General features: G+C 68.7%; 13 protein-coding genes and 1 riboswitch. Of the genes, 5 read left to right on the top strand and 8 right to left on the bottom strand.

Going from position 1 to position 15170, the window contains the following annotated elements:
- Positions 1 to 3: 3 nt before the first annotated feature.
- The 4 genes from EYF70_RS07140 to EYF70_RS07125 form a co-directional block, all read right to left on the bottom strand.
- On the bottom strand, positions 4 to 1602 hold the full coding sequence (locus EYF70_RS07140; RefSeq protein ID WP_371861710.1) for an FGGY-family carbohydrate kinase: 1599 nt from the start codon (positions 1600 to 1602) through the stop codon (positions 4 to 6).
- A 22-nt stretch (positions 1603 to 1624) separates the two neighbouring features.
- On the bottom strand, positions 1625 to 2158 hold the full coding sequence (locus EYF70_RS07135) for an SRPBCC family protein (protein WP_131144792.1): 534 nt from the start codon (positions 2156 to 2158) through the stop codon (positions 1625 to 1627).
- 139 nt (positions 2159 to 2297) lie between these two features.
- On the bottom strand, positions 2298 to 2573 hold the full coding sequence (locus tag EYF70_RS07130) for a hypothetical protein (protein ID WP_131144791.1): 276 nt from the start codon (positions 2571 to 2573) through the stop codon (positions 2298 to 2300).
- Positions 2574 to 3093: 520 nt separating this feature from the next.
- A complete protein-coding gene (locus EYF70_RS07125; protein WP_131144790.1) occupies positions 3094 to 5913 on the bottom strand; it encodes a M16 family metallopeptidase in 2820 nt (939 codons plus the stop codon).
- Positions 5914 to 6020: 107 nt separating this feature from the next.
- Positions 6021 to 6171, top strand: a riboswitch (FMN riboswitch).
- Between the two features lie 106 nt (positions 6172 to 6277).
- Between EYF70_RS07125 and ribB the strand changes: the two genes are divergently transcribed.
- Complete coding sequence (ribB, locus tag EYF70_RS07120; RefSeq protein WP_131144789.1) at positions 6278 to 6976, top strand: 3,4-dihydroxy-2-butanone-4-phosphate synthase; 699 nt, start codon at positions 6278 to 6280, stop codon at positions 6974 to 6976.
- A gap of 3 nt (positions 6977 to 6979) precedes the next feature.
- On the opposite strand, the gene EYF70_RS07115 is transcribed toward ribB, so the two are convergent.
- Positions 6980 to 8335, bottom strand: a complete 1356-nt coding sequence (locus tag EYF70_RS07115; RefSeq protein WP_229420734.1) for an MFS transporter — start codon at positions 8333 to 8335, stop codon at positions 6980 to 6982.
- 114 nt (positions 8336 to 8449) lie between these two features.
- Here EYF70_RS07115 and EYF70_RS07110 point away from each other — a divergent pair, with 114 nt between their 5' ends.
- Genes EYF70_RS07110 through EYF70_RS07095 form a run of 4 tightly spaced genes read left to right on the top strand, consistent with a single transcriptional unit; the run spans position 8450 to position 11841 of the window.
- Positions 8450 to 9310 carry a LysR family transcriptional regulator gene (locus EYF70_RS07110; protein WP_131144787.1) on the top strand — a complete coding sequence of 287 codons (861 nt, stop codon included), beginning with the start codon at positions 8450 to 8452 and terminating at the stop codon, positions 9308 to 9310.
- A 41-nt stretch (positions 9311 to 9351) separates the two neighbouring features.
- On the top strand, positions 9352 to 10185 hold the full coding sequence (locus tag EYF70_RS07105; RefSeq protein ID WP_131144786.1) for an MlaE family ABC transporter permease: 834 nt from the start codon (positions 9352 to 9354) through the stop codon (positions 10183 to 10185).
- Between the two features lie 4 nt (positions 10186 to 10189).
- Positions 10190 to 11158, top strand: a complete 969-nt coding sequence (locus EYF70_RS07100) for an MlaD family protein (RefSeq protein ID WP_131144785.1) — start codon at positions 10190 to 10192, stop codon at positions 11156 to 11158.
- Positions 11155 to 11841, top strand: coding sequence for a hypothetical protein (locus EYF70_RS07095; protein ID WP_229420733.1), 687 nt, complete (start codon positions 11155 to 11157; stop codon positions 11839 to 11841). Before EYF70_RS07100 ends, EYF70_RS07095 begins: the two co-directional genes overlap by 4 nt.
- A gap of 138 nt (positions 11842 to 11979) precedes the next feature.
- On the opposite strand, the gene EYF70_RS07090 is transcribed toward EYF70_RS07095, so the two are convergent.
- The 3 genes from EYF70_RS07090 to EYF70_RS07080 are packed head-to-tail and all read right to left on the bottom strand — an operon-like array spanning position 11980 to position 15167.
- The gene (locus EYF70_RS07090; RefSeq protein ID WP_131144784.1) at positions 11980 to 13389 is read right to left on the bottom strand and encodes an amidohydrolase family protein; all 1410 of its coding nucleotides are present in this window, start codon (positions 13387 to 13389) and stop codon (positions 11980 to 11982) included.
- A gap of 12 nt (positions 13390 to 13401) precedes the next feature.
- Entirely contained in the window at positions 13402 to 14370 is a 969-nt protein-coding gene (locus EYF70_RS07085; protein WP_131144783.1) for a PDR/VanB family oxidoreductase, read from the bottom strand.
- On the bottom strand, positions 14367 to 15167 hold the full coding sequence (locus EYF70_RS07080) for an ABC transporter permease (RefSeq protein ID WP_131144782.1): 801 nt from the start codon (positions 15165 to 15167) through the stop codon (positions 14367 to 14369). Before EYF70_RS07080 ends, EYF70_RS07085 begins: the two co-directional genes overlap by 4 nt.
- Positions 15168 to 15170: the final 3 nt, after the last annotated feature.

Below are 15170 nucleotides of genomic sequence, written 5' to 3'. Positions count from 1 at the left end.
GCCTCAGCGGGGCGGCGGATAGCCGGTGATTGCCGCGATCTCCCCGTACAGCGGCCGCAGCCGCCGGTACATGCGCAGGTAGACACGCCGGTACAGCTGGTCATAGAGGCACCGGTTGGCGGCATCCGGCTCGAAGGCCCGGCCGGGCCGCGTCATCGCGGCCACGGCGCTGGCGAAGTCGCGGTGCAGTCCCAGGCCGACGGCGCCGGCGATCGCCGCCCCCAGGCCGGAAGCTTCGTACACGTGGGCGCGCACGGCGGGCAGGCCGAAGATGTCGGCCGTCAGCTGCATGGCCGCATCGCTCTGCGAGCCGCCGCCCGCCACGCGCAGTTCGGTGATGCGGGTGCCGCTGCGCCGTTCGATGCGCTCCTTCCCTTCACGCAGCGCATAGGCCAGCCCTTCCAGGATGGCGCGGTACATGTGGGCACGCGTGTGCACGTCGCCGAAACCCAGCATCGCCCCCTTTGCTTCCGGCCCGGGCACCCGGATGCCGGGGCTCCAGTACGGCTGCAGCATCAGGCCCATCGAGCCCGGCGGCACCGCCTCCACCAGCCGGTCCAGCAACGCTTCGGGCGCCATGCCATGTTCCGTGGCGGCCGCCAGCTCACGGTCGCCGAACTGCTCCTTGAACCAGTTCACCATCCAGTAGCCGCGAAAGATCTGCACTTCGGTGCTGTAGGCGCCGGGCAGCGCGGCCGGATACGGCGGTACGAACCGCGTGACCTCGACATATTTCGTGCTGGTGGTATTGATGGTCGCCGTGGTGCCGTAGGACAGGCAGCCGACATGCGGCGCCAGGGCACCGGCGCCGATCACTTCGCAAGCCTTGTCGGCCGCCGCGGCAAGCAGCGGCAGGCCGGCCGGGATGCCCGTGGCGGCGGCGGCCGCGGGCGTGATCGCGCCGATCACCGTGCCGGGCGGCGCCAGTTCGGGGAGCATGCCGGGCCGGATCGCCAGCGCCTGCCATTTCCAGTCGCGCGCCCCGGCCCAGCGGTGGCGGCGGAAATCGAACGGCACATAGCCGACCTGCGCGCCGGCCGAATCGACGAACCGGCCGCACAGCTGGAAGTTCAGGTAGCCCGACAGCAGCAGGAACTTGTGGGTGCGCCGCCAGATGTCGGGCTGGTGGGCGGCGATCCAGTTGATTTCCGCTTCGCGCTGGAAGTAGCGCAGCGTGCCGTCGACCCGGGCCAGCCGGAACGCCGCGCGCCACAGCGGGCCCACCCGCGGTACTTGCGACAGGTCGGTGCGGCGCTGGTCCAGCCATGTGATCGCCGGGCGCAGCGGCCTGCCCTGCTCGTCGACATTGACGACAGTGCCGCGCTGCGTGGTCACGGCCACTCCCGCGATGCCCCCGCGTGCGGCCGGTGCCACCAGCCACAGGCGGCGGCAGGCTTCGCAGACAGCCTCCCAGTAACCTTCGGCCTTGTGCTCGGCCCATCCCGGCCGCCCGGCGTTACAGGGCTGCAGCGCCACCTGCGCCTTCGCCACCAGGTCGCCGCGCAGGTCGAACAGCAGCGCGCGCACGCTTTGCGTGCCATTGTCGATGGCGAGAATGCAGGGCCCGGTCATGGGCGTGGCGGCAAGGCGCCGGGCCGCCATGCCATGCCGGCCGGGCCGCCCATCAGCGCGATGCCTCGGCGGCTTCCTTCAGTTGCGCCAGCCCCTGCTCGAAGTCGGGGCCGGCCATGTCTTCCACGCTGGTGAACACCTCGACCAGCTTCATCACGAACGGCCGGTTGCCGGACATTGCCCAGCTGACCGCGGTGCCGTCCGGCCGCGGCGTGAGCACGAAGCGCACCTGGTTGTGCGATTCGAACGGCTGCACGAAATCGAGGCGGATCTGGAGCGCGTGCGGTGGCGTGCTCTCGACGATCTCCATCCTGCCCTGCCCCACATCCTCGTTGCCGCTCCACGTATAGATCGCGCCCTGGCCGCGCGGCGCGCCACTGTAGGTGCGCTGCATCGCCGGGTCGAAGCGCTCCCATGGCGACCAGGCGGGCCATTGGTGGAAATCGTTCAGGTAGGCGAACACCCGCTCGGGCGGCGCCTTGATCACGGCGTTGCGTTCGATCCGGAACGTATCGGGCTGCATGAGCGCAAGACCGCCGATGACAGCGGCGATGACGATGACGGCAAGCAGTAACCTCTTCCACATGGCGGCCTCGAAGCAATGCGCCTGGCGCGATGGGTAGAGGCTAGCACAGAGCGCACGGCGTTCCGCGCCGCGTTCGCATGGGCGTGCCGACATGCATTTCCGCGTGCCTGGCCGCCCGGCCGGCCGCCTGCACGATGACCTAGTCCAGCAAGTCCAGCAGGCGCGTGCCGGCGAGCAGTCGGGCAAACACGTCGAGGACCGCATACGCGCCGAATAGTCCCGGCAGCAATGCCGCGAACATCAGCGGCGACCTGGTTCGGCAGAAATGCACCGTGCTGGCCGCGGCCAGCAGCCCGGAAGCGATCGTCAGCACGAACACGGCCAGGTAGCGGGGCGAGCTGATCGCGGAGAGCAGCACCGCCAGCGCGCCGGCAAGCATCGCCAGGGCGAGCGTCACATAAGGAATGCCGATCATTATTCCTCTCCTTGCCATGATTCCAGAGCTCAGCAGATAGTCAATCCGAATAACAATGCAAATAATCCAGAAAGACCGCGAAAACATGTTCTATACCATTTCATTCAAACATGACCATCCGCCAGAAATGATGCCTGAATAGCTGAAAACCTCATGAAAACAGTCGCTTGGCATTAATTAGCCAATTCGACTATTCACGGAATAAAATCATGCCGCCACAAGGAAGATAATACAGCAAACGATCAGCGCAAAACTCACACATTATCTCCTGGCGCAGGCGATAAAATGCATGAGCAAATACTCGCAGCGAATGTGCGCAGGGATGGACAGGGGAATCAGGCGCGGGAAGCGAGGATGAAGAAGCGACGCGGCGGGAGAAACCGCGGGAAGCTACAAAGCGGGAAGTGAGAACGCGGTAAGTGAAAACCTGGGAAGGGAAGTGGAAACGTGGGAGGTGGAAACGTGGGAGGTGGAAACGTGGGACATGGCGCCGCGGCGGAAGCCGCCGCGGCGGTGCCGCTTATTTTGCCTCGGGGTACAGCACGACCTGCACGTAGTTGTCGAAGTCGAAGTAGCGCTGCGCGGCACCCTGCACATCGCCCGGCGTCACGGCGGCCACGCGCTCCGTGAAGCCCAGGATCGATTCCGGCGGGAAGCCGTTCAATTGCGCCGCCTGCAATTGCGCCATCCAGAAACCATTCTCGCGCAGCGCCAGCCGGTGGCTCGTCAGCCAGTTCTGCTTCACCTTCGCCAGATCGGCCGCCGCCGGACCGTTTTCCTGCAGCTTGCGGATTTCCGCGAACGCCGCCGCGATGACCTTGTCGACGTTTTCCGGCCCGCAGGGCAGCGCCAGCGCCACCGAATAATTCGGATACGGCAGCTTGGTGACGCCGCCGCTGGCGCCGCCGCCGTAGATCAGGCCCAGCTGCTCGCGCAGCACGTCGGTCAGCCTGAGGTTCAGGACTTCGACGAGCGCCTGCATGCGCAGCTGCTCGGCCTGGGAAAACGCGGCATCGCCCGTGAACGTGATCGAGATATTGCTCTTGGCTTCCTTGCCGCGCCGGACCTCCTTCTTCACCACCCCGCGCACCGGGCGCACGCCGGTATCCCGATAGGCCACCGGAATATCCGCCGCCGGCAGCGATGCCAGCCAGGTGGCCAGCAGGGGCTTGAGTTTCGCGACATCGAAACTGCCGACGAAGTAGAACGTCAGGCCCTTGGCGCTGGAAAAGCGCTCGCGGTAGATCTGCTGCACGCGCTCGAGCTGCACCTTGTCGAAGTCCTCGGGCCGGGGCGTGCGCGGCACGCGCGGATGGCCGCCGAACAGCGTGCCGCGCACCGTGTCGCCGAATTCCGCCTCCGGGCGTGCCATCGCGTTGCGCGCCAGGTCGCGCTGGCGGGCGATGAAGGAATTGAACAGCACCTCGTCGCGGCGCGGCTGCGTGAGCTTCACGTGCGTCAGCTGCAGCAGCGTTTCGATGTCCGCGCTGCCGGCGCTGCCGGTCAGGTTGTCGGACAGGTCGGCCATCGCCACGCTGACGCCCACGCTCTTGCCGGCCAGGACCTTCTGCAGGTCCGCCGGGGAATAGTTCAGCGCGCCCATCTGGGCGGCCAGCGCGCTGGCGTAGCGAGCATTGAATATATCCTCCTCGCCGAACAGCGACTGGCCGCCGAAGCGCACGGCGCTCATCAGCACCTGGTCGTTGCGGAAATCGGTGGGCTTCAGCACCACTTTCACGCCGTTCGACAGGGTCAGATCGACCGTGCCGAGCGCCTTGTTTTCCTGCTCGGCCACGATGCGGCCGGGTGCCGGCGGCTGGTCCAGCAGGTTGCTGGCATAGGCTTTGTCCTCGCGCGCCGCCACGGTCTGCTTTTGCGCCTGGTCGACGGCGGCCAGCAGTTCGGTGCCGGTGGGCGCCACGCGGTCCTTCAGGCTGCCCATCAGGATCACCAGCTTCTTGTCATCGGACGGGATGGCCGCGCGCACCGCCGCGTTGACTTCCTCCAGCGTGATCCCGGGCACCAGCGCCTGCGCATAGGCGTACTCGTTCTGGATGCCGGGGATCGGCTCGCCCTCGAGGAAATTGCGGATGTATTCGGCCACGAAGCCGGCCGAGTCGGACTTGTCGCGCTCGGCGTACATGCGCTCGTAGTTGCGCAGCATGGTTTTCTTGGCGCGGTCCAGTTCCGAGGCGGTGAAGCCGAACTGCCGCGCGCGCTCGTCTTCCTGGATCAGCGCATTGATCGCCGGGACATGCCCGCCCTTGCCCAGCAGCGCCGATACGGTGAACGAGCGGTATCCGCGTACCACCTTGCCCATACCGCTGCCGCCCTGGATGAAGGGCGGATCGGCCTGCTGCGTCAGCTCCATGATGCGCTGGCCCAGCATCGCCCCGTACAGCTTCTCGACCAGGTCGCGCCGGTAGCCGCCGTACGTGGGGTCTTCCGGATGCGGCACGATCGGGTAGCGGATGTACAGCACGTCGGCCGGCGCTTCGCGGTCGGTGATCACCAGCCCTTCGTCGGCCTTGCGCTCGGGGATCACGGCATATTCGCGGGGCCGCGCGTTGTCCGGGTTCTTCAGCTTGCCGAAGTGCGCCTTGACCAGCTTTTCCGCCTCGGCCGGGTCGATGTCGCCGACCACCATCACGGCCATCAGGTCGGGCCGGTACCAGTCGCGGTAGAAGCGCCGGATCGCATCGGGCTTGAAGGTGCGCAGTACGTCGGCCTTGCCGATCGGCAGGCGCTCGGCATAGCGCGAGCCGTTGAACAGCTTGGGGTACAGCACCTGGTTCATGCGGTCGTTGGCGCCCTTGCCCATGCGCAGTTCCTCGAGCACGATGCCGCGTTCGCTCTCGATGTCCTCGTCGTTGAAGGTGATGCCGCTGGCCCAGTCCTCCAGCACGAGGAAGCCTTTTTCCACCGCTTCCTTCGAATCGGTCGGGATCGGCAGCATGTAGACGGTCTGGTCGAAGCTGGTGTAGGCATTCAGGTCGCGCCCGAACTTGACGCCGATCGACTGCAGGTACGACACCAGCTCATGGCGCTTGAAGTGAGTGGAGCCGTTGAAGGCCATGTGCTCGGTGAAGTGCGCCAGGCCCAGCTGGTCCTCGTCTTCCAGGATCGAGCCGGCCTTGACGACGAGGCGCAGTTCCAGCCGCTTTTCCGGACGGGCATTCTTCTGGATGTAGTAGGTCAGCCCGTTGGGCAGCTTGCCGACCTTGACGTGCGGCGCCACCGGCAGCGTATCGCCCGGCGCCGGCAGCGGCGCGGCGTGGGCCAGCAGGGAAGCACCGAGCAGCGCGGCGGCGGTGGCAAGCTTGTATGAACTCAACTTCATGGGGATGGGTACGGTCGGATGGGCGAAGCGCCACGATACACCAGAACCGGAGGGCTCTGCTACAATCGCCGCGCCCGCCGCAAGCCGCGGCCGGGCCTATTGTTAATCTACGTCTTCGGGGCGGGGTGCGATTCCCCACCGGCGGTATGGTCCCTGGACCGAGCCCGCGAGCGCCTGCGGTGATTCCATCACCACAGGGTCAGCAGATCCGGTGCGATGCCGGAGCCGACGGTATAGTCCGGATGAAAGAAGATGTGCGTTGTACGTGCAGGCCTGCGCCCGCCCGGTGCATCACCGCGCGTGGCGGGTGCGCGCGTGTTCGCTTTGCCCTGGAGCGTTTTTCGCCATCGCGAGGAGCGTTTCAATGTCTGTCCAAGAACTGAACCCTGTTGTTTCCCCAGCCGTTTCCCCTGCCGTTTCCCCTGTCACTCCGCCTGCCCTGCAAGGCGCCACCCTCGAGGCGCGCATCGGCGCCGCACTGGAAGCCATGCGCAGCGGCGTGCCCGTCATCCTGCTCGACGACTTCGATCGCGAGAACGAGGCCGACCTGATCGTCGCCTGCGACCGGCTCACGGTGGCCACCATGGCGCTGATGATCCGCGAATGCAGCGGCATCGTCTGCCTGTGCCTGACCGCCGACCGCGTGCGCGAACTGGAGCTGCCGCCGATGGCCAGCGAGAACGGCAGCCGCTACGGCACGCCGTTCACCGTGTCGATCGAGGCGCGGCATGGCGTGACCACGGGAGTTTCCGCGGCCGATCGCGTGGCCACGATCCGCGCCGCCACCGCGCCGGACGCGCGGCCGCACGATCTGGTGCGTCCCGGCCACGTCTTCCCGCTGCGCGCCACGCCGGGCGGCGTGCTGTCCCGCGCCGGCCACACCGAGGGGTCGGTGGACCTGGCGATCATGGCGGGCCTGGCGCCGGCCGCCGTGCTGTGCGAGCTGATGAACCCGGACGGCACGATGATGCGCGGCGACGCCATCGATCGCTTCGCCGCGCTGCACGGCATGCCGATCCTGACGATCGCCGAGATGATCGCCTGGCGCCGGCTGCACGGCTGACCGTCACTCCGCCGCGCCGGCCGCCAGCCTGGCAGTGGCGCTTGCCTGCACATTGCGGTGGATGGCGAGGCAGGCCAGCGCGTAGGCCGCCGCGATGGCGCCGTACACGATGGCCAGCCGGGTGCCCCAATCCGGTACCGCGTGCAGGATGGTACCGGCCACCGCCACGCCGAGCAGCGCGCCGATCTGGCGGCAGGCGTTGAGCGCCGCGCCGGCGGCGCTGGCGTGCTCCTTGCCGCCGGCCCCCATCACGGTCGACGTCATGGCCGGGATCGCGTAGCCGACGGCCAGGAACATCATCGTGCCGCCGGCGATCACCAGCCAGGGCGGCGTGCCCGCCGTGGCCTGCGCCAGCAGCAGCGCGCCCACGGCGCCTCCCGCCATGCCTGTCAACAGCGGCAGGCGCGTGCCGTGCCGGGCCACCGCGCGCCCGGACAGCACATTGCCGATGCCCGCCCCGGCCGTCATCGGCAGGATCGCCAGTCCGGTGCCCAGCGCCCCGCTGCCGTGCGCATCCTGCATCCACAGGCTGACGACGAACATGTGGCCGAACGTGCCCACATTGATCAGCATGCCCGTCAGCACGGCGGCGCGAAATGGCGCGATGCCGTACAGCGCGCGCGGCAGGATGGGCTGCGCGGCACCGCGCTCGCGCTGGACCAGCAGCACCGCCAGCAGCACGGCCGAGGCCAGCGCGCCCAGCACCGGCACCGAGACCCAGCCCAGCACCGGGCCTTCGATCAGCACGAAGGCCAGCGCCGCCAGCGCGCCCGCGCCCAGCCCGTGGCTCAGCATGCCCAGTGTCCGCGCGTGCGGCGCGGGTGCCGGCGCTTTCGCCTGCGCCAGCGCGATGCCCAGCAGGCCGAGGGGCAGGTTCAGCCAGAAGATGCTGCGCCAGCCGAATGCTTCCACCAGCACGCCACCGGCCACCGGCCCCACGGTGGCGGCGGCGCTGACGATCGCCGCCCAGCCGGCGAACATCTTCGCGCGCCGCGCGGGGTCGTCCTCGGCATGCGTCAGCAGCGCCAGGGAACTGGGCATGAACAGTGCCGCGCCGGTGCCCTGCAACAGCCGCGCCGCCACCAGTGCGGCGCCGGAGGGCGCCAGCGCGCACAGCACGGAGCCCAGCACGAATACCGCCAGGCCGCCCTGGTAGGCACGCTTGGCGCCGTAGCGGTCGGCCAGGGCGCCGCCGGCCAGCAGCAGCGCGGCAAACGTCAGCGTGTACGCGTCGACCACCCAGACCAGCCCTTCCAGCGGCACGCCCAGGTCGGTGGCAATGTCGGACAGGGCCGTGTTCACGGCCGTCACGTCGATCATCGCCATCACGAAACCGATGGCGAGGGTAAACAACAGCATGGTGCCTCCTTGGCGGGCGATTCTTCGGGATGCCGAAAGGTTAAGGCCCTTGCCTGATGCAGTAAACATGCATACCATCGGCACTCTGATGCAAAATTGCATGACGGAGCACGCATGGACTGGGACGACGCCCGCATATTCCTCGGTATCTACCGGGCCGGCACGCTGCGCGGCGCGGCCGCCCACCTGGGCATCGACCAGGCCACGGCGGGCCGCCGGCTGGCCGCGCTGGAAGCCGCGCTGAATGCGAAACTGTTCCTGCGCACGCCTTCGGGCTACGTGCCCACGCCGGCCGGCGAAATGGCGGCGCGGCCGGCCGAGGCGATGGAACAGGCGGCCCACCGGCTGGAGCGGGAAATGCAGGGCATCGACAACCGGCTGTCCGGCACGGTGCGGGTGGCCACCACGGATACCATGGCGCAGTACTTCGTGATGGATGCGATCCGCGCGCTGCATGCGGAGCATCCGGACATCCGCGTGGTGCTGCACGTGAACACGGCGGTCACCAGCCTGACGCGCCGCGAAGCCGATCTCGCCGTGCGCACGCTGAAACCCACCGATCCCGACCTCGTGTCGCGCCACCTGGCACGGCGGACTTCCGGCCTGTACGCCAGCAAGGCCTACCTGCGCAGGCGCGGCATGCCGGCGGCCGACACCGGCCTGGCCGGCCATGACCTCGTCATCTACCACGCCTCGGTCGCCCCGCGCCAGGCCAACCACGTGGCCGGCGTGCCGGTGGCCGGGGCCCGTGTCGCGCTCGAGGTCAACACGGGGCTGATGCTGATGGACGCGGCGCGCGCCGGCATCGGCATCGCCGAACTGCCGGTGCACATGGCCGACCAGGATGCGCGGCTGGTGCGCATCTTCCCGGACCGCGTGCACCAGTACGACATGTACCTGGTGATGCACGGCGACCTGCACCGCAGCGCGCGGGTGCGCGCCGTGGCCGACGCCATCATCGCTGCCGTGCCCTAAGTTGCGTCATGATTCACAGTATTGGATGATAAGATCGCAATATGTCCACCCATGCATCACTGTTCCCGTCGCTGGCGCGGCTGCACCGCGCCACGATGATCTGGCTCACCAGCTGGTGGCGCCTGCTGCAGTTCGCCGCGCTGATCCTGGCGCGCGGCGCCGCGCCATCCACCTACCGTCGCGACAACCATCGCGCACTGGCCAGCCACCTGGTGCTGGGCACCGCGCCGAACCTGCTGTGGTTCTGCGTGCTGTCGGCGCTGATCAGCCTCGTCATCATCCGCATCGTCGTCGTCACCGCCACGTCGTACGGCCTGTCCGGCTATGCGCTGGAGATGGTGGTGCGCGTGCTGGTGCTGGAGCTGATCCCCCTGACAGCGGCGTTGTTCGTGGCGCTGCGCAGCACCCTGCCGGCCGGCGTCGAATTCGCCCAGCGGCGGCTGGCGGCTGCCGCGGCGGCGCCGGCGGGATCGGCCGGCCCGGCCGCCGATCCGGGCGAGGTGCTGCGCCGCGAGTTCTACCCGCGCGCCTCCGCCGGCATCTTCGCCGTGTGGCTGCTGGCCGCCATGAGCTGCATCCTCACGCTGGTGCTGGCCTACCTGATCATCTATGGCTTCACGCCGTATGCGCTGCCGGGCTACACGCGCGTGGTCGGGCAGATCTTCAACCCGGCGGTGGCGCTGATCCTGGTGCTGAAGATCTTCTTCTTCTCGCTGGCGGTCGGCATCATCCCGCTGGCTTCCTCTTACTACGACGCGGCCGCCAATCCGTTCGCGGCGCGGCTGCGTTCCACGCACGGGCTGGCGGACATGGTACGGATGTTTTCCGTGGTCCTGCTGATCGAAGCCGCTTCCCTGATGGGCAATTATTATTAACGACATGACCGACAATTCTTCCCCCGCCCCGGCCGCCCCGGCCGAACCCGCGCCGGTACGCAACGCCGAGGTCAAGGCCGCGCTGCTGCTGGTGCTGATGATGGCGCTGATCGCCGGCGCCGCCCTGTACCTGCTGTATGCGCGCGGCGCGTTCGAGGCCACCCAGCGCCTGGTGCTCACGGCCGACGATTCCGAGGGCGTGGCGGTCGGCATGGACGTGACGTTCGCCGGCTTCCCCATCGGCCGCGTGCGCAGCATCGAACTGTCGCGCGAAGGCAAGGCGCGCGTGCTGGTCGACGTGCCCGAGAAGGATGCCCACTGGCTGCGCTCGAGCAGCATCTTCACGCTGGAGAAAGGCATCGTCGGCGGCGCCAAGCTGCGCGCGTTCACCGGCATCCCGACCGATCCGCCGCTGCCGGACAAGGCCGAGCGCCCCCTGCTGGTCGGCGACGTGGCGGCCGAGATTCCCCGGCTGCTGTCCGCCGCGCGCGACATCCTCGCCAACGTCACGGCGCTGACCGCGGCCGATTCCTCGCTCGGGCAAAGCCTGGCCAACGTGCAGGGCGTGACCGAGAAGCTGAACGGACCGGGTGGCGCGATGGGTCTCATCGCCGGCGAAGACCGCAAGGCGCGCGAACTGCTCGCCAACGCCAATTCCCTGATCGTGCGCGCCGACCGGCTGGTGGGCAACGCGGACAGCAAGGTATTCGGCGACAAGGGCGTGGCCACCGATGCGCAGGCCGCGATCGTGCAGTTGAACGGCTTGCTGGCCGATGCGCGCGCCAGCATGAAGAAGCTCGACGCGGTGCTGGAAGAGGCGCAGGCGGTCGGCAAGAATGCCCGCGTGGCCACCGAGGACCTGGGCGCGCTGCGCGCCGACGTCGACGCCAACCTGCGCAAGATCGAGCAGCTCGTCAACGAAATCAACCGCAAGTGGCCGTTCAAGCGGGAAGCGGAGATCAAGCTGCCATGAAATTGCCGACCATGCCGGCCTTGCCGGCCCTACCTTTTTTGGCTGCCTTTCCTCTCCTGCTGGCCGCCTGCAGCAGCGGGCCGCAGGTGCCCGACTGGAAGATGAACGCGCAGAGCGCGCTGGAACGGTCCACCGGTGCTTACATGGCCGGACGGGACCTGGTTGAACAAAACGAGTTCGCCCATGCCCGCGACGACATCGCCGCCACCGGCAAGGTCGACCTGGTGATCCGCGCGGAGCTGATCCGCTGCGCCGCGCGCACCGCCGCCCTGGTGTTCGACGACTGCACCGGCTTCGCGGCACTGCGTGCCGATGCCACGCCGGCCGACATCGCCTATGCCGATTACCTCGCCGGCCGCGCGCAGCCGTCCGATGCCGCGCTGCTGCCCGAACCGCAGCGCGCCGTGCTGGCCGCCCCGTCCGACACCGCCGCCGCCGCGGCCGTGAAAGGCATCGCCGACCCGCTGTCGCAACTGGTCGCCGCCGGCGCCCTGTTCAAGGCCAACCGCGCCACGCCGGAGCTGGTGGCCCAGGCCATCGCCACGTCTTCCGACCAGGGCTGGCGCCGCCCGCTGCTGGCCTGGCTGAACGTGCAGGCCCTGCGCGCCGACAAGGCCGGCGACCCCACCGAAGCCGAACGCATCCGCCGGCGCATCGCGCTGGTCGAAGGCCAGCCCCGCTAACCTCCCCCAACAGCCCAGCCCGCTGGTTGTTTTACAATTTCCCAAAACCGGGGTCAGACCCCGGTTTCAGGCAACATTTCCCAAAACCGGGGTCAGACCCCGGTTTCAGGCAACATTTCTCGGCAGGGCCCCGAGGTTTCAGCGGAGCAACCGGGCGACGGCGGCGCGGGCGTCGGCGGCGAGTGCGCGCAGGTCGAGGCCGGGGATGGCGTCGTGTTCGACGACCGGTTTGCCGGCCACGGTAAGCAGGCGCAGCGCCGGGCGGCCGCCGGAGGCGACGGGACCGATGGCGATGTCGTGCAGCCCGAAGTAGCGCGGGTCGTCGAGCGAGTAGACGGCGATGTCGGCGGCCATGCCCACCTCCAGCGTGCCCAGGCCATCGAGGCCGAGCACCTGCGCGCCGCCGCGGGTGCCCCAGCGCACCACGTCTTCGATGGAAGCGGCGTCGGCACCGCCTTCGAAGGTGCCGCCGCGGTGCACGGGCCGCGCATCCTGTCCGCCGCGTGCGCGCTGCATCAGCCAGGCGGCGTGGGTCTCGGAGATCATGTCGGCTGCCTCGTTGGATGCGGCGCCGTCGACGCCGATCGAGATCGCGGCGCCGGCCGCTTCCAGCTGGCGGATCGGCGCGATGCCGCTGCCGAGGCGCCCGTTGCTCTGCGGGCAGTGCGCGACGCCGGTGCCGGTGGCGCCCAGCAGCGCGATTTCCTCCTCATCCAGCTTGACCAGGTGGGCGAACCAGACATCGCTGCCCAGCCAGTCCTGTTCGGCGGCGAAGCGTACCGGCGTGGTGCCGTGCTTGCCGTGGGCCGCGTTCTGGTACTCGACGGTCTCGGACAGATGGCTGTGCAGCCGGATGCCCAGCCGCCGCGCCTCGGCCGCCACGGTGCGCAGCTCGGGCGGCGTCATCGAATACAGCGGCGTGGTCGGCGCCATCACCACGCGGCGCATCGCATCCGGCGCGGGATCGTGCCAGCGTTGCGTGATGCGCTCCATGTCGGCCAGGTAGCCATCCAGCGTTTCCGGCCGCAGGCAGGCCGGCAGGTCCGCTTCCAGCTGGCGCGTCTGCGTGGCGCCGCCGCGGCACAGCACGAAGCGCATGCCCAGCCGCTCCGCCTCCTCGAACAGGATCGCCGAGCCGTCGAACGGCATGCCGGGCCAGTACAGGTAATTATGGTCGGCCACCGTGGCGCAGCCGGAGCGCAGCAGCTCGACGAGCCCGATGCGTGCGGCGAGGCGGAACAGATCTTCGTCGAATGCCGCGCGGAAGCGGTAGGGCGTGGCGGCCAGCCAGGCCGTCAGCGGCAGGTCGATGCCGGCCGCGTCGCCCTTCAGCAGCGATTGAAACAAATGGTGGTGCGTATTCACCCACGCCGGATAGACGACGCAGCCGGTGGCGTCGACCACGCGCTCGCCGGGCAGCGGCGCGAGCCGGCCCAGCGCCGCGATGCGGCCGTTGGCGACGCGGATGTCCGGGCCGGCATGGCGCGCCGCCTCGCCTTGCAATCCGGTGACGATCGCACCGGCGTCCCTGATCAGTAAATCGTTCATCGGTTCTCCTGTTCAAAGGTCCAGCACCAGCAGCGGCGTCCGGGAACGCGAGCAGCATGGCAGGAAGCGGTCGCCCTGCGCCCGCTCGGTATCGGTGAGATAGCAATCCTGGTGATCCGGCTCGCCTTCCAGCACGGTGGTGAGGCAGCTGCCGCACACGCCCTGCCGGCACGAGACCGGAATCGCCACACCATGCTCCGCCAGGCAGTCGACGACACTCTGCCCGGCCGGCACGGCGATCGTCTTGCCGGTACTGGCCACGCGCACATGGAACGAGGACGGCGACGACGACACGTCCATCGCTGCGCCGGCGTTGGCGAAGTGCTCCACGTGGATGCGCTCCGCCGCCATGCCATGCGCCAGCGCCGCCTGCTTCACCATCGCAATGAAGCCGGCCGGCCCGCACACGTACAGGTGCAGGTCCGTACAGGCACCCGCACCGGCCAGCAGCGCCGGCAGATCGAAGCGCTGCGAAGCGGGTCCGTCATCCGCATGCACGTGTACACAGTGCGCGAACGGTGCCTCGCGCAAGCGCCCGGCGAAGGCGGCGGCGTCCATCGAACGCACACAATAATGCAGGGCGAACTGCCGGTCGAGTATGTTCAGTCGTTCCGCCATCGACAGTAATGGCGTGATGCCGATGCCGCCGGCAACCAGCAGCGAGCGCCGTGCGCCGGTATCGAGCTCGAAGGCGTTGCGCGGCATGCCGAGCGTGACGAGCGCACCCTCTTCCAGCGCATGCATGGCCCGCGAGCCGGCGCCTTCCTGCAGCAGCACCGCGATCACGTACCGCGATGTGTCGCGCGGGTCGTTGCACAGCGAGTATTGGCGCACGACGCCACCCGGCAGGTGCACGTCGACGTGGGCCCCGGCCGTGAACGGCGGCAGTGCCGCGCCGTCCGGATCGCGCAGCTCGAAGGCCTGGACGCCCTCCGCCTCGCGCCATGTACGGGCCACCCGCACCGTGAAGGTCGCGTTCATGCCTCGGCCTCGCTTTCATGCCAGTGCTTCAGCGAGAAGCGCGCCAGCGCCGACATCAAAGCGAACAGCAGCACGCCGGTCACGGTGATCATGAACAGCGCCGCGAACAGCCGCGGAATATTCAGCTCGAAGCCGGCCTGCAGGATCTGGTAGGCCAGCCCGGTGCTGCTGCCGCCCGTGCCGGCGACGAATTCGGCCACCACGGCGCCGATCAGCGCCAGCCCGCTGGCGATGCGCAGTCCGCCGAAGAAGCTGGGCAAGGCGCTCGGCACGCGCAGCCGCACCAGCACCTGCCAGCGCGTGGCGCGGTTCAGCCGGAACAGGTTCAGCAAGCCGGGATTCACGCTGCGCAGGCCCAGCACCGTGTTCGAGATGATCGGGAACACGGCCATCATCGTGGCGCAGATGGTCAGCGCGGCGGCCGGCGTCTTGACCCAGATGATGATCAGCGGCGCGATCGCCACGACCGGCGTGACCTGCAGCAGGATCGCATACGGGAACAGGCAGGCTTCCAGCAGCTTGCTCTGCACGAACAGGAACGCCACCAGCACGCCCACCACCGTGGCCAGCGCGAAGGCGAAGAACGTGATGCGCAGCGTGACCAGCAGCGCGTCGAACAGCAGCGACCAGTCGTCCAGCAGCGTGCCGGCGATCGCGGCCGGCGACGGCACCAGGTAGACCGGCACCTGCAGCGTCACGCAGACGGCCTGCCACAGCGCCAGCAAGACCAGGCCGAGCGCCAGCGGCGCGAGGGCGCGGCGCACGCGCGCATCGTCGATCAGGGGTTTTTTCAGCATCGC

This window comes from Pseudoduganella albidiflava, from assembly GCF_004322755.1.
Lineage (GTDB): Bacteria > Pseudomonadota > Gammaproteobacteria > Burkholderiales > Burkholderiaceae_D > Rugamonas > Rugamonas albidiflava.
The sequence above is the reverse complement of the archived record's forward strand: the minus strand, read 5'-3'. Positions and strand labels throughout refer to the sequence as shown.

Coding starts and splice junctions, on each gene's coding strand:
- EYF70_RS07140 (WP_371861710.1), bottom strand. CDS start 1,602: ATGGCGGCCCGGCGCCTTGCCGCCACGCCCATGACCGGGCCCTGCATT.
- EYF70_RS07135 (WP_131144792.1), bottom strand. CDS start 2,158: ATGTGGAAGAGGTTACTGCTTGCCGTCATCGTCATCGCCGCTGTCATC.
- EYF70_RS07130 (WP_131144791.1), bottom strand. CDS start 2,573: ATGATCGGCATTCCTTATGTGACGCTCGCCCTGGCGATGCTTGCCGGC.
- EYF70_RS07125 (WP_131144790.1), bottom strand. CDS start 5,913: ATGAAGTTGAGTTCATACAAGCTTGCCACCGCCGCCGCGCTGCTCGGT.
- ribB (WP_131144789.1), top strand. CDS start 6,278: ATGTCTGTCCAAGAACTGAACCCTGTTGTTTCCCCAGCCGTTTCCCCT.
- EYF70_RS07115 (WP_229420734.1), bottom strand. CDS start 8,335: ATGCTGTTGTTTACCCTCGCCATCGGTTTCGTGATGGCGATGATCGAC.
- EYF70_RS07110 (WP_131144787.1), top strand. CDS start 8,450: ATGGACTGGGACGACGCCCGCATATTCCTCGGTATCTACCGGGCCGGC.
- EYF70_RS07105 (WP_131144786.1), top strand. CDS start 9,352: ATGTCCACCCATGCATCACTGTTCCCGTCGCTGGCGCGGCTGCACCGC.
- EYF70_RS07100 (WP_131144785.1), top strand. CDS start 10,190: ATGACCGACAATTCTTCCCCCGCCCCGGCCGCCCCGGCCGAACCCGCG.
- EYF70_RS07095 (WP_229420733.1), top strand. CDS start 11,155: ATGAAATTGCCGACCATGCCGGCCTTGCCGGCCCTACCTTTTTTGGCT.
- EYF70_RS07090 (WP_131144784.1), bottom strand. CDS start 13,389: ATGAACGATTTACTGATCAGGGACGCCGGTGCGATCGTCACCGGATTG.
- EYF70_RS07085 (WP_131144783.1), bottom strand. CDS start 14,370: ATGAACGCGACCTTCACGGTGCGGGTGGCCCGTACATGGCGCGAGGCG.
- EYF70_RS07080 (WP_131144782.1), bottom strand. CDS start 15,167: ATGCTGAAAAAACCCCTGATCGACGATGCGCGCGTGCGCCGCGCCCTC.